Origin of the sequence: Serratia nematodiphila DZ0503SBS1 (assembly GCF_000738675.1) — a bacterium.
In the GTDB taxonomy this organism is placed as follows: Bacteria; Pseudomonadota; Gammaproteobacteria; order Enterobacterales; family Enterobacteriaceae; genus Serratia; species Serratia nematodiphila.
In genome coordinates, this window is the sequence record NZ_JPUX01000001.1 from 546371 (window position 1) to 567354 (window position 20984).

The window sequence follows — 20984 nt, forward strand, 5'->3', positions numbered from 1 at the left end:
GCAACGATGAAAAAGCTTGGCATAGTTTGCCTCATCCTATTGGGTATCACTACTCGAGAGGGGATAGCAGTGGAAAACATGAGTTTCAAAGGGACGCTACGCGAGGATGTGCCCTGTGAGCTCAATGATGGGCAACCGATAAACGTGGATTTTGAAACGGTGGGCGTTAATAAAATCGATGGGGAGCGTTACAAGAAGTCGTTTTCGGTGAAGGTGAGTTGCCCGGCGGAATTCGATGTTGCCTATAAGATTTACTATGTCGGTCAACCCAGTAGTTTTGATACGGCGGCGTTGGCCACTAACGTCAAGGGGTTGGGGATTAAGGCGCAGTGGCAAAAAAATGGCGCTTTTGTTGATCTTGGCGTCGGCGGTGCGATTAACGGTCTGGCTGATATGGATCTTAATTTCCAGGTGGTGCCTGTCCGGAAAGTGAATACGGAGCTGGTGCCGGGTGCGTTCAATGCTTCCGCATCGTTCCTGCTTAAATATGAGTGAGTTCGCCGCTGTTAACTGCGCGAGGGTAAATAGCGGGAAAGAGAACAAGATGCTTGTGCCGGTGTGACTACGGTTGCCTGAAATTGATATCCTCGGTAGCGGACTCAGGCCTCATATGCTTAATAGATTCAGTGAACGAGGCTCAATATCATGGTTAACACGTTAACCAGATTAAATGTAGTAAGAAGTTTTTTTATATTACTGCTCTTATATACTTCCGGCGCTTGGGCGGGGTGGAGTTCTGACATTCGATTTTCACCCAGAGAAAAACAGTATTTTGCCAAAGTCACTTACTGGGATATTGGCGATGTCACGCCGAATCCGCTGTATGGTTGCTCTTATCTATGTAGCGTCACCTTTTGGGTAGTAGCCGCTGGGACGACGGGTTCTCCCATGAACGAAGTGAGCTTCCCAGGACTCACGACCAGCAAGACCATGGGGGAACTGGCGCAAAGCTTTGCTAATTCAGGATTCTTTAATAGGGAGTTCTATAGTCGAAAAGGCTTTCCTGACAAAAATGTATGTGTCTTTTTTGGCTATTGGGGGAAGATTTCTGGCGGAAACGGAAGCTATGGGCCAGCTCGTTTTCCTGGGGGGATGCAATGTGTTCCGCCGGTGGTTGATCCCTCCTATTGTGACCTGGCGGAAAAAGAGATTGAGCTGCGCCATGGCGTGCTGCGCGACGAGGAGGTGAATGGTCAGACGGTCAGCACCTCGCTGCATGTGACGTGCAGTTCCAAATATCCGGTGCGAATTATGTCGGCAGACAGAGACGGCAGCGTTTACTTTAATGGTGGGAAACAGTTCCGGAGTGAACTGAAAATAGATGGCAAGGATTTAGGTGAAGGGAAAGTCGTTGAGGCAACGCCCCAAGGGGTGACGTTAACCTTAAGCTCCACGCTGATGGGGTATGATGGCAGTATTGGGGTGTTTCAGGGCTCTAAAGCGATCATTGTTTCTTTACCGTAATCGGTATGGATATTTTTAGCGTGACTTTCATAAGAAACAGCAGCACTGATATTTCTATAATGGAGTTTAAAGGTGCTGCTTACCTTGCCACACAAGGCGCTGCTATAAATACGTTAGGTGTCCATAGGCTAGAATATTTTGGAGACCGATAGGTAACGAGATATCTCTCCCTCTGTGCCGCGTCGTTATCGCGGTACTGCGTGACGACCTGGTTGAACAGATATATGTGGCGAAGCAACAGTGTGCTTGTAAATCTGAGAATGGCATTTGCGAGTAGTAATGTTTCCGATTTTTTAATTAATTGCCTGGCGAATCGGACAAATATATGGCTGGTGATGAGCATTTGTGACGGAGGAGAGGGCATCACTCGATCTTGATTATGACTGTGCACATCGCGGATATAAGCGTTTTTATACGATATCAACCAGGAGGAAGGGATGAAAAAGACAGCGTTAGCGATGGCTCTGCTGTGTATGAGCCACACCGGTTGGGGAGCCCCGCCTACGGTGGCGGTTAACTACCGTGGTGAGCTGGTGGCGGAGCCTTGCGTGATTCCCCCTGGAGAGGAAAATATCGAGCTGGATTTTGGCACGGTGATTGATAAATATCTTTATCTCAATCAGCGTACGGCGGGGAAAGAGTTTTCCATACAGCTGACGGAGTGCGATCTCAGCCTTGGCGAAACGGTAAGCGTTTCCTTCAGCGGTACGGAAAGCGTTGCGCTGCCGGGGTTGCTGGCTATCAGTAGCGGTGGTGCGAGCGGCATCGCCATTGGCCTGGAGAATGTTTCAGGTGAGCTATTACCCTTGAATCAGCCTTCGGGGAAACTGCGACTACAGGAAGGGAGCAATAGAATTACGCTTAAAGCTTATGTGCGTGGTGAGCCTGAGGCTATTAATAGTAAGAGTATAGGTCGAGGGCAATTTACCGCCGTTTCAACGTTGTCCTTAAACTATGATTAATTGAGCGAACAGTCTCTTTACTTCTTATGTGATAGATTTGTTCTTTATTGCACAAATGATTTCTTGCTACGGTTCCAGGATGTTTTTGTTGAAAAGATGAAGCGGGAATCAGCAACGACATGCATGTCTGTATAATGAAAGGATGTGGGGGGATTTTTCTCTATACTGACGACCTTGAACTTTACTGGAAGCTTATTAATAAATTACAGATAATCGTGGTTGAGGACGTATAATGAATGATGGATTAAAGGATTTTATCTTTAAAATTTTATTTTCGTTGTCACTGATTGCATCTTTGCCAGCGTATTCATCTCCCTGGGAGATAGAGACGGAAGTGTTCCCGGGGGACATTTATGAAATTAAAGCCAGGATAACGTCATGGGATACTGGCAATATGACCAGTAACCCACTGTATCACTGTCGAGGTGGCAACGCTTGTGAGCTTTATATCCTATATTATGATGTTTATGGAGTAAGATACCCATCAGAGGCTATATGGATAGATGAGCAAGCAAGAGAAAAGAAAACGTTGGGTGAGTTGGGCGAGTATCTAATACAACGAGGGCTATTTAATAGAACAATTACCGGAAAAACCGCGGGTGGGGGGGGGGAAATATGTTTCTTCCTTGGCTATCGTAACTCTGGTGGGGGCGCCCTATTTTTGCATTTACCTGGCGGCCCAAATGTTTGCCAGCACCAAATCACCCCTACTTACTGCGATTTTTATCTGCCGAATATTGAGTTGAGGCATGGCGTACTCAGCCCGGACAAAACCAACGGGAATACGGCCAAAGCTACCTTGAATGCGCAGTGCAGTTCTGATTTACAGGTGCGCATTGTGTCGGCAGATAATTCTGACAGTATTTTTTTCAATGGAGTTAACGGTTTTCGCAGCGACTTGCAGGTGGACGGCGTAAATATAGGCCGCGGAAAGGTGGTAACCGTTACACCGACGGGGGTTTTACTGAGCTTGACCTCCACGCTGGCTGGTTATGATGGTAGTACTGGAACATTTCAGGGTTCAAAAACCATCATAATTGCTTTGCCATAGCTCATATCTCTCTTATTTAGATGAAAGTAAACGAGATAATTGGTTAATAAAAGTAAGTTTGGTAAAGACTGATGAGGGCATTACATATGACTCTCAAAGCAATCGGTAGGAATGAAATCAGGAAATTAACATATTGTTAATTTTAATGCTTTTTTTGGGGGGGATAATTTATGACCATCCAAGATGGTTTTTCCACAAGATAGAGAGGGGTGATAAGGATGAGTAATATTAACATTGTCATTGACGACGAGAACCGTTATTTTGCCGAGGGCCTGCGGCTCAGTATTGAAAAGTATGCTAAGAAAAATAATAGAACCATCTGCTTTTTAGCCCCTGGCGCTGCGGAACAGCCTGATATGGTGCTTGCCTCCTCCCGGCGGCGCGCCCAGCGCTGGCGCAGAACAAGCCAAGGTGGTGCTCCGAAGGTCGTCACCGTTAAAGAACGGCCTATTTCAGCAGTGAAAGATGCTGTGCGCGTGCTTTACCGCACGGATGATCAGATCAAGCTGTTTGAGTTGTTGAATGAGGCATTGTCTGGTTCTGACTCTGTTCTTGTCAAACCTCAGACCCTGACCCAACGCGAATGGCAGGTGGTGAACTATCTCCGCAGCGGGGTCGATCAATCGCAAACCGCCAGGCTGTTAGGGGTCAGCGTAAAAACCGTGCACAGTCATAAACGATCGGTTATGAGCAAGTTGATGTTAAGCCGCAATCATGAGTTTATTTATTGGCTGTTGTCCCAAGAGGGAGAATATTCTTAACCTTGATGAGGGATACTCTAATTCTTCTTTTTTGTTATTCTGACACCCCCGTTATTTTCAATTTTAATGAAATGGCTATGTATTTTATATATCAGTGGCGCGAATGTTAAATCTGAAAGGATAGTTCACAAGCATGTCGCGCAGGCTGTGAAAAAAATACTATAGGTTTATTAATGGCTATTTATCGATGAGCAGGGGTTAGCCCTGCTTTTTTTGGCTCATAACGCGAGATGGCTTATGAGTTCTGAAAGGCCATTTATCAGGTGAATATTATATTTGTGTGGTGCCGGGGTGTACCCAGGGAAGGTAAATTGGATCTTTTTTATCTGGCGATTTTTTTGTTTTTTCTGAGTTTATATGCGTTTTTCAAACACGATCAGCGCATGAAGAAAAGGCGATTGGCGATAGGTGAAAGAGGGCGTTAGCCGCAACAGGAAACCGGTACAGGGTCTGCCGCACAGGGAAATAAATACAAGCGGATAATTCAATAAACAAGGAGAAGGACATGATGAGAAAAAAAATCGCATTGCTGGGTTGCACACTGCTGATGTGTTCGCAGCTGGCGCAGGCCGGGCTGGTGATTGAAGGCGGTCTCAATGGCAATAGCGGCAGCGGTGGCGGAACTTCCGTTGACGTGAGCATTAACGGCAGCACTAACGGCAACAACGGCACCGGTGTAAACGTTGGCGGTTCGCAAAAGCCGGATTCTAGCGCCAGCCAACTGCAAAAAGACATTTACGCGTCAATTTGCGCCAGCCCGTTTATGAAGAAATACGCTTCGATTTGCCAATAAGGAGTGTATGTAGTCAAGCCCGCCACGACGATGGCGGGCTTTTTCTTCGTTTTGCCCGCCATAGGTATCTCAATCTTGCCGTTCAGGCTTGATGTAGGCAATGCCTTGTTCGTCATACAGGGTGTAAATCATCCGCAACAGTGTCTTGATATCTTCAGATTCATCCAACTGCAGGATGCTCATGATGATCGGGGAAACCAGGCGCTGTTCGTTCAATGCGTTGTAGACCACGTCCGGGCGCTTCAGGCTGTGCAGGCAGTGGGGAACCAACGCGATGCCTTCACCTGCGGCGACCAGCCCCAATGCGACCTGCAGTTCCCGCACCTCCATGATTTTTCTGGGGACTAACGCACGATCGCGAAAGGTCGCCAGTACCTGATCGGCAAAGCTTGGGCGCGGCGTTTGCGGGTAAACGATCAGCGTTTCCGCCTGTAGGGCGCGCAGCGTTAATCCCTCCGAACGCGCCAGCGGGTGATCGGCCGCTAAGGCCGCCATCAGAGGCTCTTCTCGCAGGATAATGCGGCGTATATGCATGTCTTCATGGCGAATGCGGCCGAATCCTACATCGATTTTCCCTTCCTTGAGCGCCCGGGTCTGTTCCAGAGTGGTCATTTCATGCAGGCTCAGACCCACTTCGGGGTGAGCGGTTCGGAAACGGCGAATCAGCTGCGGCAGGATGTCATAGAGCGTTGAGGCGACAAAACCGAGCGATAGCGGGCGCTCTACTTGCCCCACGCGCTGGGTCATGGTCTTCAATTCGAGACTTTGCGCCAGGAATTGCAGTGCGTGCCCATAGAGAAAGCGCCCGGCCGCGGTCAGCACCAGCGGACGCGAGCCGCGTTTAAACAGCCTCACCCCCAGACTCGCCTCCAACTGCTGAATTTGCCGGCTGAGCGGCGGTTGGCTGATATGCAGCCGCTCAGCCGCCCGGCTGAAATTCTGCTCTTCCGCGACGGCGATAAAATAGCGTAAATGACGCAGCTCCACGATTATGCCTTTAAGGTATCAATACGATGCAAAATGGGTGTTAGACGAGCGCGCCCATGAGCGATATCGTCGCGGATGAAAATAAAATATGTATTGGCCACTCATCATAGGTGGTTTTTCCTTTTTATTAAAGAATAAGCTTTTTAGCTGAATTCAATTCGTCTATATAAGTGAAATACATAAGCTCAACCTGTTATTGGTTGTTTGCTCTGATATTTATGGTTGGTGCTGATTTCATTTTCAGGAGGGCATATGTCTCAGGCTAATATTTGTGTCGTGGATATCAATCCAATAATAGATAATGCGAAACTGAATAATATGCACCGACTCACGGTGTTATGGTGCGCTTTTATTATTGTTTTTGACGGTTTCGATCTTGCTGTACTGGGTGTGGTCCTTCCTGAGCTCATGGTGAACTGGGGCATCACTGCGGCTCAGGCGGGTCTGCTGGGCAGTTATACCTTAGTAGGCATGATGCTCGGCGCGATTTTATTGGGTCCGCTCTCAGATAAAATAGGAAGGAAGAAAACCATTAGTTTGTGTATTATCACCTTTAGCTTATTTACTTTTCTTTGCGGCTTTAGCGTTAATGCCAGCCAATTCGGCTGGTGTCGTTTTATCGCCGGCATGGGGCTGGGAGGCGTTATGCCCAGCGTTACGGCCCTCACCAGCGAATATTCACCTAAAAGTAAGCGGAGCCTGATGGTTGGGCTGATGTTTAGCGGTTATTCCATCGGCGGCATGCTCGCGGCGCTGTCAGGCATTTATTTGATCCCGGTCGCGGGGTGGCAATCTATATTTTATATTGCCGCTTTGCCACTCATTGTTTTGCCGTGGATGTTAAGCCACCTGCCCGAATCGGCGGCATTTCTAGTGAAAACCGAACAGCATGACCGTTTAAAACGCCTTTTGGAAAAGATCGCGCCAGACTATATCCATCAACCCGGTACGAAGTTTATCAGCTCTTCCTCGGCAGGTATAAAAGCGGGAAAGGCGACCCTGAAGGATCTGTTCGCTGAACGCAGAGGCTTAAGTACGTTGATGTTCTGGCTGGTTTTCTTCATGTCGCTGTTTGTCATCTACGGCATGACCTCCTGGTTGCCTAAGTTGATGTTGCAGGCTGGCTATCCATTAGGCTCCAGCCTGTCGTTCCTGTTTGCGCTGCATCTGGGCACCATTGTCGGGGCGTTGAGCAGTTGCTGGCTGATGGACCGAATGAATGGAAGACGTATTCTTATTGGGTATTTTTTGCTGGGTGCCGCCACTTTAGTGTTGTTGGGTACTCAGACGCCGGTGTACATCCTGTATTCGCTGCTGATTATTGCAGGTGCAAGCACTATTGGTACGCAAATCGCGATGAGTTCCTATGTCGCCCGTTTCTATCCTGGAACCATGACTTCAACGGGTCTTGGGTGGGGGTTAGGTATTGGTCGCATTGGCGCGATTCTGGGGCCCTTCATGGGCGGTGTATTGATTGATAGTGAATTGACGCTGCAGCAAAACTTTATGGCTTTCGCGCTGCCGTCGCTGCTGGCAGCGGTCTGCCTGCTTTTCGTCAATCCGCGCCTGGCGGCATCCTGAAAAAGCCATGGGAGGGATGGAGAGTTCGTACTCCAGAAAGCGAAAAACCCGCCATAGGCGGGTTCTTCTGAATATGGTGCCGGACTCGGAATCGATGTGTTTATTCATTGTTTTGATTTTTATTGATTATTTCTGGTTTGATTTATTTTATGCCCTCATTTGTACCCTCGTTCCCTTTGGCTGTAAATACGGAACACCATCGAGGACGGGTGGACATGATTTGAGGGTCTTAAGTGGCGTTTCCGGTACATTCACGGCACACTTGAACCGCCCCCCGAAAAACATACCAGAAACGCCAGAGCCACGTTGTACATGGGCTTCTTCGGCTAGGCAAGCTTAATGGCAAAATAGTTTCAGATGCGGGAGGGTAGCGCTGAGGGAAAATGCTTGGCGATGATATCGTTCAGCTTATCAACCAGCTCGGGCCGCTTGAATATGATATGTGCCGACCCCTTCTGAAAGTACTTAATTTTGAACATGGTATCCTCATAGCTGTCGCTGCTTCTTTTTGCATGAATGTGATCTCCAAGGCGTCGGGAGACATCCTCTCTGTTGTCGGGTATGGGCTGCCCATCGAGGAGCATCAGCATGCGTTCAAGGTCCGTTAACCGGTCACGCTGCGATCCCCAGTTCAGACCAAATCCCCATCTGTCGTGTTTTACGACGCTTTCCACGATGATTTTCTTCCCAAACTTACAAGGTAAGTTCGACTTGTAATTCCAGCTCAGGTTTTTGAAAACATTTATCACCCCACGCTCAAATACCTCCTCTTTACTCTGGTGCAGTTGTTCGAAGGTTGCGAGGATATTGGCTTCGCTGACGGCGGGGATATCTTCTTTTTCCAGGCTGTTGTGCCATTCAACACGGGCCTGCGCATCCATCAGCGAGAGCATGCCGGACTTCAGCATCAGATCTCGCCATATATCGCGATCGATATTGCGGGTAATCGCCTTCATGGCGGTTCCCGGTTTTTCCGTGAACCAGCAATCGTAGCGATGGCCTGGTCGCATACCCCAATCCTTTACCGTGCCGCCGCCGATGCTGCTGGTCAGCATTGAGATAGTACCAAGCTGGTGGATTAACGCTTCTATTTGCGCCAGCGCGGCGTTGCGCCCGGTGACGATACGTTCAATGCTGGTCGAGCAAATCACCGCGGTGTGGCCAGTTAATACTTCGGGTTCGATCTGCATATTTCTTACTCCATAATGAAAACACCCGCCGGGCTAAGGGCGGGTGCTATGTCGTGGTTCCTGTCATGGTGCTTGGGTCAGGGGGCATGCCGGGGGCATTCACCAGTCAAAGGTCTCAAACCCCGACAAAATATCGCCTGCTGCATCGAGGTGCAGGAGAGCGATGGGGTGATGGTTCATCAGCGTAACAACCAGCCGGCGGCAGGCTTTTGACACCCCTAACCGTTTAAGATGAAGTACCGGATGTCGCCAGGCATTGAGCCGAATCAGGTACCCCGTTCCGGTAAAATGGAGCCACTCACCGTGGCCATACTCCTCCTGCTGGTGTGAGGCGCGATACAGCAGAGAGTTATCTCCGTCGGTGATATGGGCGGTACTGCACTGGATACTCGTGAATAGCGCCCCGGTGGGGAATGTGTCACTGCTCATGGTTGCTTGCCTCCCTGAATGGCACGTGTGACCTCCCGGTAACCGGTTCGCGTCATCAGGCCGCAAGCCCGGCGGGCACGCAGAATATCTATGGCAGTCACAAGGGGCGATTGCGCCTGACAGGTGAAGCCCCGGCGGTCAATGCGTACCAGATCAAACTTTTCCACCATGGCATTCAGCGCATCCGCGAGGGAGATCCCGCCATCGATATGGACGTGTATCACGGCATCGTCGCTGAATGCGGTGTCGTTGAGTGTCAGACCGTAGTGCTGCGCCAGCAGGTAGGTGAGCAAGGATTGCCAGACAGTGATGGGAGACGGGCAAGGCTGAGCCGCCCGTGTGGGTGACGCGGGTACTGTTCGCATAAGGCGTATCTCTTTGTTGGATAATAAGAACGGTGTGAGACTAAAAATGCGGGGCGTTATACCTGGGCGTTTCAGATGTCGGATAAATCGCAATGTAGACGTAGCCGTATGAGCCGAGGCTGTCGGCTTCGCAGGTCAGGCCATGGCAATACAGCGTCTCACAGTGCTGGTGGCGCGGATTGAGTTCACCGGAGAGCAGCATCAATTCCAGGTGGTTGATGAACTGCGGGAAAGCCTTATCTAAATCATGGCGCTGTGCGTCGCTGAAAATCCCGCTGATGTCGGCCCGGTCGTCCAGAAAATGTAATCGTTCCCCCTCCTGCACCAGACGGGCGCCAAACTGCGGCGTGACGCTGCGTTTCAGTCCCCAGGTGGGAACAGTGTCGTTCGATGGCATGTGAGCCTCCTTATAGAAGCGTCGGATAAATCATAAGAGCCCGTGTTCGGCGAACGAGTACACCGTCATGCCGCCGACAATGCAGTGGTCCAGTACCCTGACGTCAATCAACGCCAGCGCGTCCTGTATCCGTTGGGTGATGAGTCGGTCGGCCTCGCTGGGGTCGGCATGCCCGGAAGGATGGCAGTGCGCGACAATGACTGCGGCCGCGTTATGTTTCAGTGCGCCCTTCACGATTTCACGCGGATGCACCTGCGTACTGGCGATGCTGCCGCTAAACAGGGACTCATGGGCCAGGAGGCGATGCTGGTTATCGAGATAGAGCGCCATAAAGACTTCGCGCTCCAGCCTGGCCATCTGCAGGCGCAGCCAGTCACGCACCATGAACGGGGCGGTGAAGGCTTCACCCGGTTTGCGCAGATGTTGCTCCAGCAACGCCAGTGCACGTTGAATGGTGCGTTGGGTGGGTAAGGGCAGACCGGCGGTTGCCGGAGATAAGGGTATATTCATCATGATGGTGTGCCGTTGTCTGGAGGGTTAGTCGATGATGCGCATAATGGCGTTGCTTTCGGGATGGCTGAGGGCGTAATCCCGCAGACGATAGTAGTGTTCGGTCATGGCGTCGCATTCGGTGCGGCAGGCGTGTTGACTGTAGGTTATCAGGCAGGCAATGATGCCGGCAGCTTCATGTCCTACCGTTGCGCTATTGCCGTTAAGGGCATTAAAGATAACGTACTCGCCTTCAGTCGACGGGATAATAAAAGCACCGCCGTTACTGAGGATGTAAAATTCCCAATAATCTCCGTGGTAGTCCTTACACAGGAGGTTGAGCCAGGAAAATATCGGTGACTCGAGGTGAAGCCATTGCGGAATGTCCCCAAAGTGCTGTAGCCAAAATGACAGGCGATCCGCGTCGCGAACGAGACTCGCTGTCAGTGTTGCGTGGGTGCTTATTGAACGTGTTGATGGTGTGCTGTTGGCAGTGCTCTCTTTCATAAATATTGTCCTTAGGTTGAGGTGGATTGAGCCGGGCAGCAGCCTGCCGCGGTGGGTACAGCGAGAAACGACGGTATCACGCCATAAAAAATGCCCCGCTCAAATGAACGGGGCATTTTGGTGTTGGTCAGAGATGACAGGTTGTCATTGCCGGAGGGGGCTCTCTGACAAGAACGTAGCTTTGAGGCCTCTCAGGCCATTATTATGTTTGGAGCGGTCGGGCGCCTGTGCGCTGTGGCTGCTGTGCATTGAGGGAAAGCCCGGCTAGCAGCGCGGCGATAATGACAAACAGGTGCCCTTCGGACGAGTCCAGCAGGAAGGAATTGAACAGATGGCAGGCCATGTAGCTGCTGAGCACCGCAACAAACAGATTGCGGCGTGCCGGCGGCAAGCGCCAGGCTGCATGGTAGCAGCTCCACATCCAGGTGAGGAACACCATCAATCCCAGTAACCCGCTCTGCACCGTTTCCAGCAGGTATTCATTGTGCGGATTATGCACGCTATAGCCTGTGTCCGGATTGCCGTACCAAAAGCTGCCGGCGCCGTTGCCCAGCAGCGGGGATTGCTTTATCAGTCGCAGGGCTTCCCGGGCGAATGCCGTGCGTTGCCCCATGGAGTTGTCGCAGGCCGCATAAGCCGTTTGAGCAGGGGCGAACAGGCACCCCTGAATTTGCTGGACGCCCAGCGTCAGGCGCTCCATGGCGCGGTTGGGGGTCATGACCAGCATCACGACAGCCAGTATGCCGCAGGCGAGCACGGCCACTTGCTGCTTGCGCCGGAGGGTAAGCAATAACCAGAGGCCCATACCAACGGCCAATGCCACATACCCGGTACGGCCCTGCACCATCAGCAGAACATTAACCGTCGCCAGCAACACCAGCCCCGCATACCCCCAGCGCCGTTTTCCGCTACAGGCAAAAGCACGCGACAACCAGATCAGCGCCGCCAGCGCCATAAACACGTTCTGGGTGATTTGCAGCTTAAACACCGTCGGGTTGTCGGGATTCAGCCCGCCCAATGTGACATGGCCAAGCCCGCTCGTGAGGCTGATGGCCAATATCGTGGCATTGGCCCACAGAAAGCCGCGGACAAAATGCGTCATCAGCCGCGGGTCCGCCAGGAAGAACAGCGCCAGCGGCAGGACATACAGCAATTTTTGGTATTTGCCGACCATTTTGGGGCCGTAGGTGTGGGCATGCGTCAGCAATGACAACGCCAGCAGGGCAAACATCAGGGCCGGCAACCAGACCAGAGGATGACAAGCGAGAGCAGCTAACTGCCGGATATCGCGCTGCCAGAGCAGACAGATGACAACCAGCCCCAGTGAGATATTCATCAGGGGATTGGAGGTCGGGAGGGAGACACCCAGCAAAAAGGCGGTAAACGCAAACAATCGCTGCTGAGGGGGCGTCTGTATCGACGAGGAAACTGTTGAGTTGAATAGCATCGTTGCGTTCTCATTGATAAGAGAAAATAAACGGTGAAAAGCCGCGATAGGGTTAACACTGCGCAGACTCGGCGATGGATGCCAGTTGCCTGTTAACCGCCTGTATCACATCGCCGGCCGGGATGGCCGCGAGGTAACGCTCGCCGGTGTTGGTGTCAACGGCTTCCGGGGCGGGCAACGGACGATAATCTCCGGCCCACAGCAACGTGTGGGGCGCCTGCCACGGGGACCATCGCGCGAGGTCGCTGGGCCCGAACAGCACCACCGAGGGCGTATTCAGCGCGGCGGCCATGTGCATCGGTACCGAGTCGACCCCGATAAACAGCCGTGCCCGGTCAATCAACACCGCGAGCTCCGGCAGCTCCAGACGCCCGGCCAGATTAACCACCCGCTGCGGTAACAGGCAGCCGGCCATAATGGCGCTTATCATGGCGGTTTCATCCGGTGAGCGCCCGCCGGTGAGCACCACCGTTCTGCCCTGGGCGGTCAGGTGGTTAATCACGGCGCTGAATCCGCCCGCCGTCCAGGTCTTGAAAGCCCAGCGTGCGGTCGGTTGTATCAGCACAAAATCGGTCAGGTGATGGCGCCTGCTGAGCCGGTCAACGTCATCCGCATCAGATTGCCGCCAGGCCTGCGTCACCTGCGTGATTGTTGTGGGCAAGGCCAGAGGGGCCAGAATACTGAGATTATTCAACACGGTGTGCTGCGCCGTGTCGGCAACGTCGACCAGTAACGAATGGCAGCCCCGCCAGAGTCGATTGTCGCGTTTGGGGTAGCGAAACCCCAGACTGAAGGTCGGTTTGAGAAAACGGCAATACAACGCCGCCCGCCACTGATCGGAGAGGTTAATCACCAGATCGTAATGGCCGGTCCGCAGGCTGTTCCATAACGCATATTCGCCGCGGTATTGCGCTTTCAGCCCTTGGCGCTTGAGCTCTCGATCCACGGTAAAGGTCAGATAAACATCCTGATTGCCGGCCAGCATTGCCTCGGTGCCGTCATAGACCAGAACATCGATCAACGCATTGGGGTAGTTGGCGCGCAATGTGCTCAGCACCGGCGTCATCAACAGGACGTCGCCAAAGTGGCGCAGCTTGATGATGAGGATGCGTTGCACGCTATCCCGGTGCAAAAGCGCATTGGGCACCTGGCGATCGGGGAGTGCGGCCGGCGGGGATACGGGGCGTTTGCCGGTGGTGCGATGGGCATTCATGGTTCGTCGCCTCAGAAAAATACAAAAGGCCGCTGCAGGGCCGAAAGAGTCCGTGAGGATAAAAATAGCGCTGCGCCACGGTTCGAAAACCCGAGAAGGCTGCAGGGAGAAAACGCCGTTCTCTCTGCCGTGCTCCCTGAACCGTCAATCTCGTTATCGCGGGAAAGCGGGCGGCTAGCAGACGTTCTCGTCATGGCTAAGTTCGGGGGTTATATCCTGATAAATTGCCCGGCGCTACGCGGTATTAACCGGATGAATAAAGCGTTACAACCGAATAATATCCTGCCCGATCTTAACGGTGACCGAGCAGCAAAGATAATTGGTTGTACAGATCAATTCGATCTCACCGATCGTTGAAAACGATCAATCCACTACGGATTACAGGGGTTCCAAGAAAGATCTTAAATATCTGAATTCAATGTGTTTTGTTGATACCTGCCAAGGTGATGGATTGGTATTGTTTGACAGGGGATAATATTCTCTGCACATGGGAAAGTGGCGTAGAAACTCGTTGTTTCATATCACAGGAGAGAGGGGATACATTTTTAGTATTAAAATAATCAATAGGATAAAGAAAAGGCCATGCCCGACACTGGGCATGGCCTTCGATGCATGGAAGCTCAACACATCAGGTCAGTTGCTTACCGACGGCGATAAGGCCGGCTAGCCAGCCGATACACTGAGGCCCCGCCAGCCAGAACAGCCGTGCTTTCAGCAGCCCGGTCATTCCTTCACGGGTATACACTGCATCCGGCATCAGCCACTGGCGCAGGAAAGCGCCGATGGTCATGCTGGCACCGGGTCCAAGGGTCATCCAGAACAGATACCCTATCCCTTGCCCGAAGCTGCGGATTTCGCCGGTGCTCCCGAAAACGTTAAACAGGACTACCACTAGCGCGATGGCGAAGGCAATCGCGAAATATTTAATAACAAGCACCATTTTCGTCTTTCCTTATTTTCTGCATTGCTGAGCTGCACTCAGCATGTTGTCCATAAAACGCGGGGGTACATAGCCGACCTGCTGGTTCATTTTCTCCAGTTCCCCGTGGGTATATTTCGTCTTCAGGTCATCCCAGATACATCCGCAGATAGCGGTAGTACCGCCGCCGGACTTACAGCCGCGGATAAATTCACGTTCGTTCTTGTCACCACAACCGCTCACGGCCAGAGCAGACAGCAGTGTGAAGGCCAGAAGTACGCCCCGGGAAGCCATCGTCATTTTTAATTGCCTGTTAATCATTGTGTTAATATCCATTCGTTAAAACGCCTCTGCTCAGAGGCTGTCCGATTGCGCCACGCCTTCCTGTTCAAGTGAATGGCTGATATTGTTTACCACCGTATTCGGGTCGAGCCGGATTTCCGCCAGATGCTTACCCGTATCAGGTGTTCCTTTGTACACGTCCAGGGACGCGAACGGTTTGCCTTCATCGTTTGTCCCGGCAGATACCTGGTATGAGACGTCGCCATTCCGGACTGTGAATTCCTGCAGGCTGATAACCTGGTTGCTCTGGTATGCATACGTGGTGGTGTGTGCCGGTACGGTAATGTCCATTTCCTTATGTTCTGCGCCGGTCCTGCCGAATGAATACGATACCGACGGGGTGACAATGCAGATTTCGACCTCCTTTTTGTGGTTAACGGTCTGCGCATAGAAGACGGGTTTACCGCAGCGCTGGTGGTGTGCCTGTACAAGTGCATTGGGCGTACCGGCATTTACGGGCGACAGCGATGCCAGCATCATTCCCACGCTCAGCAGCAGGGCTGTACCTAATTTCATGTTTTAACTCCTTTTGGTCTGGCCTGAGGTTCAGGAGAACGCTCCCGGAAGGTGTGAATGACGTTGCTGATAAAGTGAAAATGCGGAAGGGCATTGATGAAATCCGCATCCACAATGAGTGCGCTGGTCTCACTGCGTCGGTGAAAAGAGCGTTCTAATAGGGAAACGGATGTCACTTCCTCAACCCTGAATACCCGTATCGCACCATACTGGCTGGCCACCAGATACCAGCACGCCTGTGAGAAAATTAGCCGGTAGGGCTCAAGGTGGTCGTGACGAATCCCCTTAACCAGCAAGCTGACCAGCCGGTGGTGGTAAATCCCTTCAGCAAGCCGCTGGAAGCAGTCAGGAAGGATCCCTACTGGTTGGTGTATATGGCCAATCAGGCACGGTGATGTGCCGTTTTCATCCATCAGCAACTGCATCAACTGACGGCTCTGTACGGGAAGAAGGCGGGCTATTCCGGTGTTACGGGCAAACGCCAGCGCGCCAGGAGTATGATCGCGCGTCGGGTTTGTTCGTAACCGCCAGGTGCCGTTGTCGCCGGTGAGATCCAGATGTAGCAGACGCTGATGAAAATCCCGGCGCAGAGTGCGTTCAGATACGCCAAATTCGTCGGATAACACCTTGAGAGAAAGGGATTCACCGGCCAAAAGCCGGCTAATAATGACCGACAGCCTGAGTGCCAGCTTGTCGTGTCGATGCGCAGGATCCGTGGCGCGCATATGCCCTCCGTGAATAAAAAATACCGAGATAACTCATGCGGTTATTATGCAGGACGTGATGGACAGGTTATGACCAGCGAGGATAAGGACTGACGGAAAAGATGAAATATTTTTACGATAGTAACTGACTGAATTTACGAAGATAATTACGCATTACTGAGTAGGGGAACCGTAGATGGTCATATCCTGTCATTAAGTGGGTCAGTAGGATACGTTGTCAGGGCTGGAAGAGGGTGCAGCATTTCGCGGTATAAATCGTTTCCTCAGTAAACGCAGTAAGATGTGTAGATGAACGATGAGGGCATAACGGACGTTTTGGATCGCTTTCTCAGTCCAGCCAGCGTGTCGGCTGTAAGACAGGAGCCGGATGATAGTCCGTTTGCAGAGTTGGCGTAGCAGCATGCGCCACAGGGGCCATGCTAGTTTCATGAGTCTCATTTTCCCCATACTCAAAAAAACCGGTGCCAGAGCGCAGAGGCGGCATTGACAATGCCGTCGCGGATCGTGCCCAGCACTTCCCGAACTGGCTTTGGCAGCGGAATGGCGTCCACTATCCGGCTGAACAGCTCACCCAGCAGATCGCTAAAATCCTGTCGGGCGGTAGTCTCTGCCGCCGTAGTCCTGTGCTCTTCCCTGACCTGACGAAACACGCCACTGCTGGCCTCCGGGGGTAGGGCAAATATCATGGTTTCGACCAGACGGGCCAGGTTGTAGCCTGTTTTTGCCGACACCGCATACACGGGGAAAGGACAGGAGAACAGCCGTGAGATGGTTGCGCTTCGGGCGGTCAGGGTCAGTAACTGCCCGGTGGAGGGCTGGCACGCTTCCCGATCCCATTCCAGCGACGGTTCCGCCTTGTCGGCCTGGTTAATGACGAAGACAATGCTACCCGGCGAGACACCGCATTTGAGCAGAAATCGGTGGAAGGCTTCATCCGTGGCGCAGGCCCGGTCATCCGCTTTCATCACCCAGAGAATAAGATCCAGCGTCGGTAACTGCTCCTTATACAGTTGCCGGTATTCACAGTCATAGTCCAGAGATTCACCGGCACCGGGCAGATCGACCAGTGTCATGCGGCGCCCGCCGATATCGAGCGTGAAGCGAAGCGGTTTACGGGTACAGCCCTGCACATCGCTGACCGGACTGAGGGGCTGCTGAAAGAGCGCATTACAGAGCGAACTTTTTCCACTTCCTGTTTTACCCATAATGCCGATGACCGGCTCGTAATGAATGTGCTGCCGGATGCGGTTCAGTATTGTGCTGGAGAGTGTTTCGGGCAGGAGAGACAGCTGTTGCTTCAGGGCATCAAGACCCTGTTCAGTTTTATCGGACACATTAACCTCCGTGAGTGAAATAACAAAACGGCAGCATTCTTGCTGCCGTTCTCATAGGGGTAATATAGGTCTGAAATTTTTTTGAATATAATTATTGAGGGCGGTGACTTGTCCCTGTTAAGAGGACAGTTTGGGGGAATACAGAGAAGGTGTAACAGTCTAAAATTTTAGCCAGCTATTATATGTAAAGAGAGTGCTAACTTGAGAGTAAAAACAAGCGATTATCTGATGTGAAAACACGGTTTTTAAGAGTTTTCTTCTTCTATAGTATTTTTGCATAAATATCAGTTAGCACTTGTCGGGTTGGTAATATATTAATATAGATACGTTAAGTGTGAATATGATTAATATAACCGCATCTGATACTGCTATCAGACAACAATAAAACTAGATGGTTACAGGCAATTAATTATCTTTATTGTAATGCACAGAGTGATTATCAGAGTACCTATCCATGTACCCTCACATCCTGATCTTAATAACAAGGCAGAAAGTAATTTATTACTGTATGTGTATATCTTATTGAACAAATTCACTCACATAAGGTCATTACCCATGAGTATTAATACCAATAGCTACGGTATGCTGAACCAGAACTACGTTAAGCGCATTCAGGATACGATAACTAAATCCCTCGCTGAATATCCCCGTGTGATGATTTTACGGGTTGACCTTCGCTTGCCTGAGATTGAAACAGGGTCGTATAAGAGTGATCCGGGAATCGTCACCCGTTTCATTGTTTCCCTTAAAGCTCAGATTGAATCGGACTTACTGAAAAAACAGCATGCAGGTAAACGAGTCCACTCCTGTCATGTTCGATATATCTGGGTAAGAGAGTTTAACAATTTTGGCAAAAAGCATTATCACGTGGCCTTGCTCTTTAATCGTGAAGCGTATGCCTATCCAGGGAGCTATACCAGCACAGACGGAGAATATACACATAATCTGGCCATGATGATTATGGAGGCCTGGGTTAGGGCGCTGGGGCTGAATAGTGTTGTAAATCATCAGCAGTATTATCCCCTGGTAGAGTTTCCGACAAATGGTTACTACCACCTGAGTAAAAACCACAATGAATTCTCAAACCAGTTATCACTGTCTATTGACAGACTTAACTATCTGGCCAAAGAGTACAGCAAGGATAACTCAGATGGTCAGCGTAACTTTGGGTGTAGTCAGTATTGATTGAGTAATAGGTATTTTTCTACCGACGCAGGGAATGTTATGACGGAGTGCCAGAGTAACGATAAATTAATCACTCCTGGTGCTTCTGTCTTTCATTCCCTTAAGACAGAGAAAAATCGCCATGACAGATATAACAACCCGAGGCTTGCTCAGTGATAAGATGGTCGATATGGCATTCATTACTGAATATACCGGATGCAGTGATAAATGGTTTTACAAGTTAATTCAGGATGGTCTTTTCCCCAGGCCAATTAAACTGGGACGTAGTTCGCGTTGGTTGAAAAGTGAAGTGGAAGAGTGGGTACAACAACGTATTTCTGACTCTCGTCATTGATGAAGGATAACATCTTTCCAGCCTAAGCTTTAATGTCATATTGACATTCTATCATCACGAAAACGAAAGCATCTGATGTATAATTTTGCAAGTCAAGCCATCTGCCAGGCACTACATCCCCCTCTTTAGATTGGGCGTTTTTTGCACTAATTTTTTCTTTTAAGATAATTTAACATGGCTTTAGCTGCTACAGTAGCAGCTAAAGCCATGTGCGCAATTATTTTTGTGAAATTATTGATTGCTTTGTAACCTACAATGATGATGGCAAGTTTTGCGCCGAATAACTTTCAAATGGAGATTGTTGACTTTCGTTTGCTATCAGATTTGTACTGGTTAAGATAACCAAAAGTATCAACCCGCCCTCAGTATATCTCAACAGTGTATGCTCTCCCTCTCGTGTTATCGCATGATTGGATAGTCATGAAGTAATCATGTTGCGAATAACCACGAGGGAGACCAAAATAGCCATTCCTAGAACGGGGGGCAACATAAAGCGCGCTGTGTGAAAACATCCGGATAATGCCCAAGTACCCCTGACTGATTAACTGATCCAGCACTGGGGTAAGCCGTTCAATTCGTCTGAGACGATGCGGGCCATACTTCTCCAGATCATTTTTCAGAATGGCGCATCCGCCGTTTTGCCTTATTCTATTCTCTATCCATGAGTATAACTCCCGGACGTCCTGTTCAAACTGGAAACGCTCTGACATAGGATAAAATAGTTGGCTGGCCTGATTTAGATACCAATCCATTATTTTAATTGCGCACGCTACAGTTTCCGGCTGAATTTCCTCCGAGTTGCCCTGGTAAAAGTACTGGAGCAAGGCTGCGATCCTCAGTGCGTTAGAGCTTGCTTTTGATACAATATCCCTGATATGTCCCCATTCATTTTCTGGCGCCATTTTCCTTTCGGTGTTTGCTCGATAGTCTTTCCAGATTTCCAGTGCTTCTGGCATGAGCGATAATTTTTTCTTTTGAGTGACACCATCGGGGCGTGGAATTACATTCAACGCCAGAAGTTCAATAACTCTTTCATGGAAAGTTTCCAGGTCGTATTCTGCAGCAATCGTTGCCCGATTACCCTGGCGAGTTCCAATTGAACTTTCAACCCAGGAAAAAAGAAAGCGTGACATAAACCCACTGGCTCGTGCCGCGACACCATGTTTGTTTACGTAATCCATGAATACGCCCGGTTGAGACATTAACGAAAATGTCAGGCATGGTGTTATCTGATATATTTCTCCGTCAGCGCGACGAAAATCAAACATCTCACCATCCCAGGCTTTATTAAGCAGGCCTGGGGTGTTTTTCAGGTAACTCCTAAAAAACGTAATGGCTTCGTCAGAAATAAATCCGGCTTCGGGATGCTCACTGAGACCTTCCACAAGTGCTTTGAGAGTGGTGTCTTCATAAATGAAATTAGGCCTGAATGGGCGTTGCGGTTCATTCTCTGCGTGTTTATTTATTGCCTGCTCTTCATTCTCACCAGTGTAGCCTTTCCGTATCGCTTGCCTGAGATTACTTTCCAGAGCCTGCTGACGAATTTTCCAGAGTTTAAACTGATGTTTATAGTCAGCGATGTGTTGCTCGTATTGCTCTATAAGACTTGATGCGAATGCGTAACACGGTTTCATGACCTGTTTGTTGATGGTTGTTTTCCCCTCTCCTGATTCCGCAATGGTCATCAGGTAAAGTGAGCAGGGTTCGGCCATATTGGTGTGGGGCTGTATGACTTCAATTAATGACTGACAGGATAATGATATAGCTGCCAGCACAACATTACCAATCAGCTCCACCGGGATCTGGGAATTGTTATGCAATGACTGAATGACATTTCGAAGAACCGGCGGAAAAGACTGGACCGGATAAGACAGAGGTATATTTTTCACTGGGCGGTATTGCAACCCCGGCTGATTTGCCAAACTTGCATTATACAGTTCTAGGGGTAAATTCATCGTCCTTGTTCCTTCGTCATTCTGTAGCATGGCAACAC

At 50.4% G+C, this 20984-nt stretch carries 24 protein-coding genes; 9 read left to right on the forward strand and 15 right to left on the reverse strand.

What is annotated here, in order from left to right; translation table 11 throughout:
- Positions 1-6: 6 nt before the first annotated feature.
- The 6 genes from JL05_RS02425 to JL05_RS02445 all read left to right on the forward strand — a co-directional run bounded on the left by JL05_RS02425 (position 7) and on the right by JL05_RS02445 (position 5031).
- On the forward strand, positions 7-495 hold the full coding sequence (locus JL05_RS02425; RefSeq protein WP_050501219.1) for a fimbrial protein: 489 nt from the start codon (positions 7-9) through the stop codon (positions 493-495).
- Between the two features lie 150 nt (positions 496-645).
- Positions 646-1464: an MrpH family fimbial adhesin gene (locus JL05_RS25260; protein ID WP_135637720.1), complete on the forward strand. Its 819-nt coding sequence runs from the start codon at positions 646-648 to the stop codon at positions 1462-1464.
- A gap of 437 nt (positions 1465-1901) precedes the next feature.
- Positions 1902-2426, forward strand: a complete 525-nt coding sequence (locus JL05_RS02435) for a fimbrial protein (RefSeq protein WP_033631564.1) — start codon at positions 1902-1904, stop codon at positions 2424-2426.
- Positions 2427-2658: 232 nt separating this feature from the next.
- Positions 2659-3477 carry an MrpH family fimbial adhesin gene (locus JL05_RS25265; RefSeq protein ID WP_135637721.1) on the forward strand — a complete coding sequence of 273 codons (819 nt, stop codon included), beginning with the start codon at positions 2659-2661 and terminating at the stop codon, positions 3475-3477.
- A gap of 218 nt (positions 3478-3695) precedes the next feature.
- Entirely contained in the window at positions 3696-4238 is a 543-nt protein-coding gene (locus tag JL05_RS02440; RefSeq protein WP_033631565.1) for a helix-turn-helix transcriptional regulator, read from the forward strand.
- Between the two features lie 505 nt (positions 4239-4743).
- Complete coding sequence (locus tag JL05_RS02445; RefSeq protein WP_033631567.1) at positions 4744-5031, forward strand: hypothetical protein; 288 nt, start codon at positions 4744-4746, stop codon at positions 5029-5031.
- A 69-nt stretch (positions 5032-5100) separates the two neighbouring features.
- Here JL05_RS02445 and JL05_RS02450 read toward each other — a convergent pair whose 3' ends face one another.
- A complete protein-coding gene (locus tag JL05_RS02450; RefSeq protein WP_135637722.1) occupies positions 5101-6018 on the reverse strand; it encodes a LysR family transcriptional regulator in 918 nt (305 codons plus the stop codon).
- Positions 6019-6270: 252 nt separating this feature from the next.
- On the opposite strand from JL05_RS02450, the gene JL05_RS02455 reads away from it, so the two are divergent.
- Entirely contained in the window at positions 6271-7599 is a 1329-nt protein-coding gene (locus JL05_RS02455) for an MFS transporter (RefSeq protein ID WP_033631569.1), read from the forward strand.
- A 353-nt stretch (positions 7600-7952) separates the two neighbouring features.
- Here the strand turns inward: JL05_RS02455 and JL05_RS02460 are convergent, their stop codons facing one another.
- The 13 genes from JL05_RS02460 to JL05_RS02520 all read right to left on the reverse strand — a co-directional run bounded on the left by JL05_RS02460 (position 7953) and on the right by JL05_RS02520 (position 17472).
- On the reverse strand, positions 7953-8789 hold the full coding sequence (locus JL05_RS02460) for a DUF4942 domain-containing protein (RefSeq protein WP_033631570.1): 837 nt from the start codon (positions 8787-8789) through the stop codon (positions 7953-7955).
- Between the two features lie 99 nt (positions 8790-8888).
- Positions 8889-9218 carry a DUF5983 family protein gene (locus tag JL05_RS02465; RefSeq protein WP_050501220.1) on the reverse strand — a complete coding sequence of 110 codons (330 nt, stop codon included), beginning with the start codon at positions 9216-9218 and terminating at the stop codon, positions 8889-8891.
- The gene (locus JL05_RS02470; RefSeq protein ID WP_033631571.1) at positions 9215-9583 is read right to left on the reverse strand and encodes a TA system toxin CbtA family protein; all 369 of its coding nucleotides are present in this window, start codon (positions 9581-9583) and stop codon (positions 9215-9217) included. Before JL05_RS02470 ends, JL05_RS02465 begins: the two co-directional genes overlap by 4 nt.
- A 40-nt stretch (positions 9584-9623) precedes the next feature.
- Entirely contained in the window at positions 9624-9980 is a 357-nt protein-coding gene (locus tag JL05_RS02475; RefSeq protein WP_033631572.1) for a type IV toxin-antitoxin system YeeU family antitoxin, read from the reverse strand.
- Between the two features lie 30 nt (positions 9981-10010).
- Positions 10011-10490 carry a RadC family protein gene (gene radC / locus JL05_RS02480; RefSeq protein ID WP_033633531.1) on the reverse strand — a complete coding sequence of 160 codons (480 nt, stop codon included), beginning with the start codon at positions 10488-10490 and terminating at the stop codon, positions 10011-10013.
- A gap of 27 nt (positions 10491-10517) precedes the next feature.
- Entirely contained in the window at positions 10518-10976 is a 459-nt protein-coding gene (locus tag JL05_RS02485; RefSeq protein WP_050501221.1) for an antirestriction protein, read from the reverse strand.
- Between the two features lie 202 nt (positions 10977-11178).
- Positions 11179-12423: an O-antigen ligase family protein gene (locus JL05_RS02490; protein WP_033631573.1), complete on the reverse strand. Its 1245-nt coding sequence runs from the start codon at positions 12421-12423 to the stop codon at positions 11179-11181.
- 52 nt (positions 12424-12475) lie between these two features.
- Positions 12476-13636: a putative lipopolysaccharide heptosyltransferase III gene (rfaQ, locus tag JL05_RS02495; protein ID WP_050501222.1), complete on the reverse strand. Its 1161-nt coding sequence runs from the start codon at positions 13634-13636 to the stop codon at positions 12476-12478.
- 628 nt (positions 13637-14264) lie between these two features.
- Positions 14265-14576: a hypothetical protein gene (locus tag JL05_RS02500; protein WP_033631574.1), complete on the reverse strand. Its 312-nt coding sequence runs from the start codon at positions 14574-14576 to the stop codon at positions 14265-14267.
- Positions 14577-14588: 12 nt separating this feature from the next.
- Positions 14589-14891 (reverse strand): hypothetical protein, encoded by a 303-nt coding sequence (locus JL05_RS02505; protein ID WP_080353210.1) that lies wholly within the window; start codon positions 14889-14891, stop codon positions 14589-14591.
- Positions 14892-14909: 18 nt separating this feature from the next.
- Positions 14910-15413 carry a hypothetical protein gene (locus tag JL05_RS25690; protein ID WP_238545830.1) on the reverse strand — a complete coding sequence of 168 codons (504 nt, stop codon included), beginning with the start codon at positions 15411-15413 and terminating at the stop codon, positions 14910-14912.
- On the reverse strand, positions 15410-16138 hold the full coding sequence (locus JL05_RS02515) for a helix-turn-helix transcriptional regulator (RefSeq protein ID WP_033631575.1): 729 nt from the start codon (positions 16136-16138) through the stop codon (positions 15410-15412). The genes JL05_RS25690 and JL05_RS02515 overlap by 4 nt, the downstream gene beginning before the upstream one ends.
- Positions 16139-16587: 449 nt before the next feature.
- Positions 16588-17472 carry a GTPase family protein gene (locus JL05_RS02520; RefSeq protein ID WP_033631576.1) on the reverse strand — a complete coding sequence of 295 codons (885 nt, stop codon included), beginning with the start codon at positions 17470-17472 and terminating at the stop codon, positions 16588-16590.
- Between the two features lie 555 nt (positions 17473-18027).
- Between JL05_RS02520 and JL05_RS02525 the strand changes: the two genes are divergently transcribed.
- Complete coding sequence (locus tag JL05_RS02525; RefSeq protein WP_033631577.1) at positions 18028-18657, forward strand: inovirus Gp2 family protein; 630 nt, start codon at positions 18028-18030, stop codon at positions 18655-18657.
- Positions 18658-18778: 121 nt separating this feature from the next.
- On the forward strand, positions 18779-18991 hold the full coding sequence (locus JL05_RS24590; RefSeq protein WP_072010116.1) for a helix-turn-helix transcriptional regulator: 213 nt from the start codon (positions 18779-18781) through the stop codon (positions 18989-18991).
- A gap of 362 nt (positions 18992-19353) precedes the next feature.
- On the opposite strand, the gene JL05_RS02530 is transcribed toward JL05_RS24590, so the two are convergent.
- Positions 19354-20946, reverse strand: a complete 1593-nt coding sequence (locus tag JL05_RS02530) for a YfjI family protein (RefSeq protein WP_064581108.1) — start codon at positions 20944-20946, stop codon at positions 19354-19356.
- Positions 20947-20984: the final 38 nt, after the last annotated feature.

What these genes read in the sequence shown, in the direction of transcription:
- JL05_RS02425 (WP_050501219.1), top strand. Translation starts at nt 7, where the DNA reads ATGAAAAAGCTTGGCATAGTTTGCCTCATCCTATTGGGTATCACTACT.
- JL05_RS25260 (WP_135637720.1), top strand. Translation starts at nt 646, where the DNA reads ATGGTTAACACGTTAACCAGATTAAATGTAGTAAGAAGTTTTTTTATA.
- JL05_RS02435 (WP_033631564.1), top strand. Translation starts at nt 1,902, where the DNA reads ATGAAAAAGACAGCGTTAGCGATGGCTCTGCTGTGTATGAGCCACACC.
- JL05_RS25265 (WP_135637721.1), top strand. Translation starts at nt 2,659, where the DNA reads ATGAATGATGGATTAAAGGATTTTATCTTTAAAATTTTATTTTCGTTG.
- JL05_RS02440 (WP_033631565.1), top strand. Translation starts at nt 3,696, where the DNA reads ATGAGTAATATTAACATTGTCATTGACGACGAGAACCGTTATTTTGCC.
- JL05_RS02445 (WP_033631567.1), top strand. Translation starts at nt 4,744, where the DNA reads ATGATGAGAAAAAAAATCGCATTGCTGGGTTGCACACTGCTGATGTGT.
- JL05_RS02455 (WP_033631569.1), top strand. Translation starts at nt 6,271, where the DNA reads ATGTCTCAGGCTAATATTTGTGTCGTGGATATCAATCCAATAATAGAT.
- JL05_RS02460 (WP_033631570.1), bottom strand. Translation starts at nt 8,789, where the DNA reads ATGCAGATCGAACCCGAAGTATTAACTGGCCACACCGCGGTGATTTGC.
- JL05_RS02465 (WP_050501220.1), bottom strand. Translation starts at nt 9,218, where the DNA reads ATGAGCAGTGACACATTCCCCACCGGGGCGCTATTCACGAGTATCCAG.
- JL05_RS02470 (WP_033631571.1), bottom strand. Translation starts at nt 9,583, where the DNA reads ATGCGAACAGTACCCGCGTCACCCACACGGGCGGCTCAGCCTTGCCCG.
- JL05_RS02475 (WP_033631572.1), bottom strand. Translation starts at nt 9,980, where the DNA reads ATGCCATCGAACGACACTGTTCCCACCTGGGGACTGAAACGCAGCGTC.
- radC (WP_033633531.1), bottom strand. Translation starts at nt 10,490, where the DNA reads ATGAATATACCCTTATCTCCGGCAACCGCCGGTCTGCCCTTACCCACC.
- JL05_RS02485 (WP_050501221.1), bottom strand. Translation starts at nt 10,976, where the DNA reads ATGAAAGAGAGCACTGCCAACAGCACACCATCAACACGTTCAATAAGC.
- JL05_RS02490 (WP_033631573.1), bottom strand. Translation starts at nt 12,423, where the DNA reads ATGCTATTCAACTCAACAGTTTCCTCGTCGATACAGACGCCCCCTCAG.
- rfaQ (WP_050501222.1), bottom strand. Translation starts at nt 13,636, where the DNA reads ATGAATGCCCATCGCACCACCGGCAAACGCCCCGTATCCCCGCCGGCC.
- JL05_RS02500 (WP_033631574.1), bottom strand. Translation starts at nt 14,576, where the DNA reads ATGGTGCTTGTTATTAAATATTTCGCGATTGCCTTCGCCATCGCGCTA.
- JL05_RS02505 (WP_080353210.1), bottom strand. Translation starts at nt 14,891, where the DNA reads ATGGATATTAACACAATGATTAACAGGCAATTAAAAATGACGATGGCT.
- JL05_RS25690 (WP_238545830.1), bottom strand. Translation starts at nt 15,413, where the DNA reads ATGAAATTAGGTACAGCCCTGCTGCTGAGCGTGGGAATGATGCTGGCA.
- JL05_RS02515 (WP_033631575.1), bottom strand. Translation starts at nt 16,138, where the DNA reads ATGCGCGCCACGGATCCTGCGCATCGACACGACAAGCTGGCACTCAGG.
- JL05_RS02525 (WP_033631577.1), top strand. Translation starts at nt 18,028, where the DNA reads ATGAGTATTAATACCAATAGCTACGGTATGCTGAACCAGAACTACGTT.
- JL05_RS24590 (WP_072010116.1), top strand. Translation starts at nt 18,779, where the DNA reads ATGACAGATATAACAACCCGAGGCTTGCTCAGTGATAAGATGGTCGAT.
- JL05_RS02530 (WP_064581108.1), bottom strand. Translation starts at nt 20,946, where the DNA reads ATGAATTTACCCCTAGAACTGTATAATGCAAGTTTGGCAAATCAGCCG.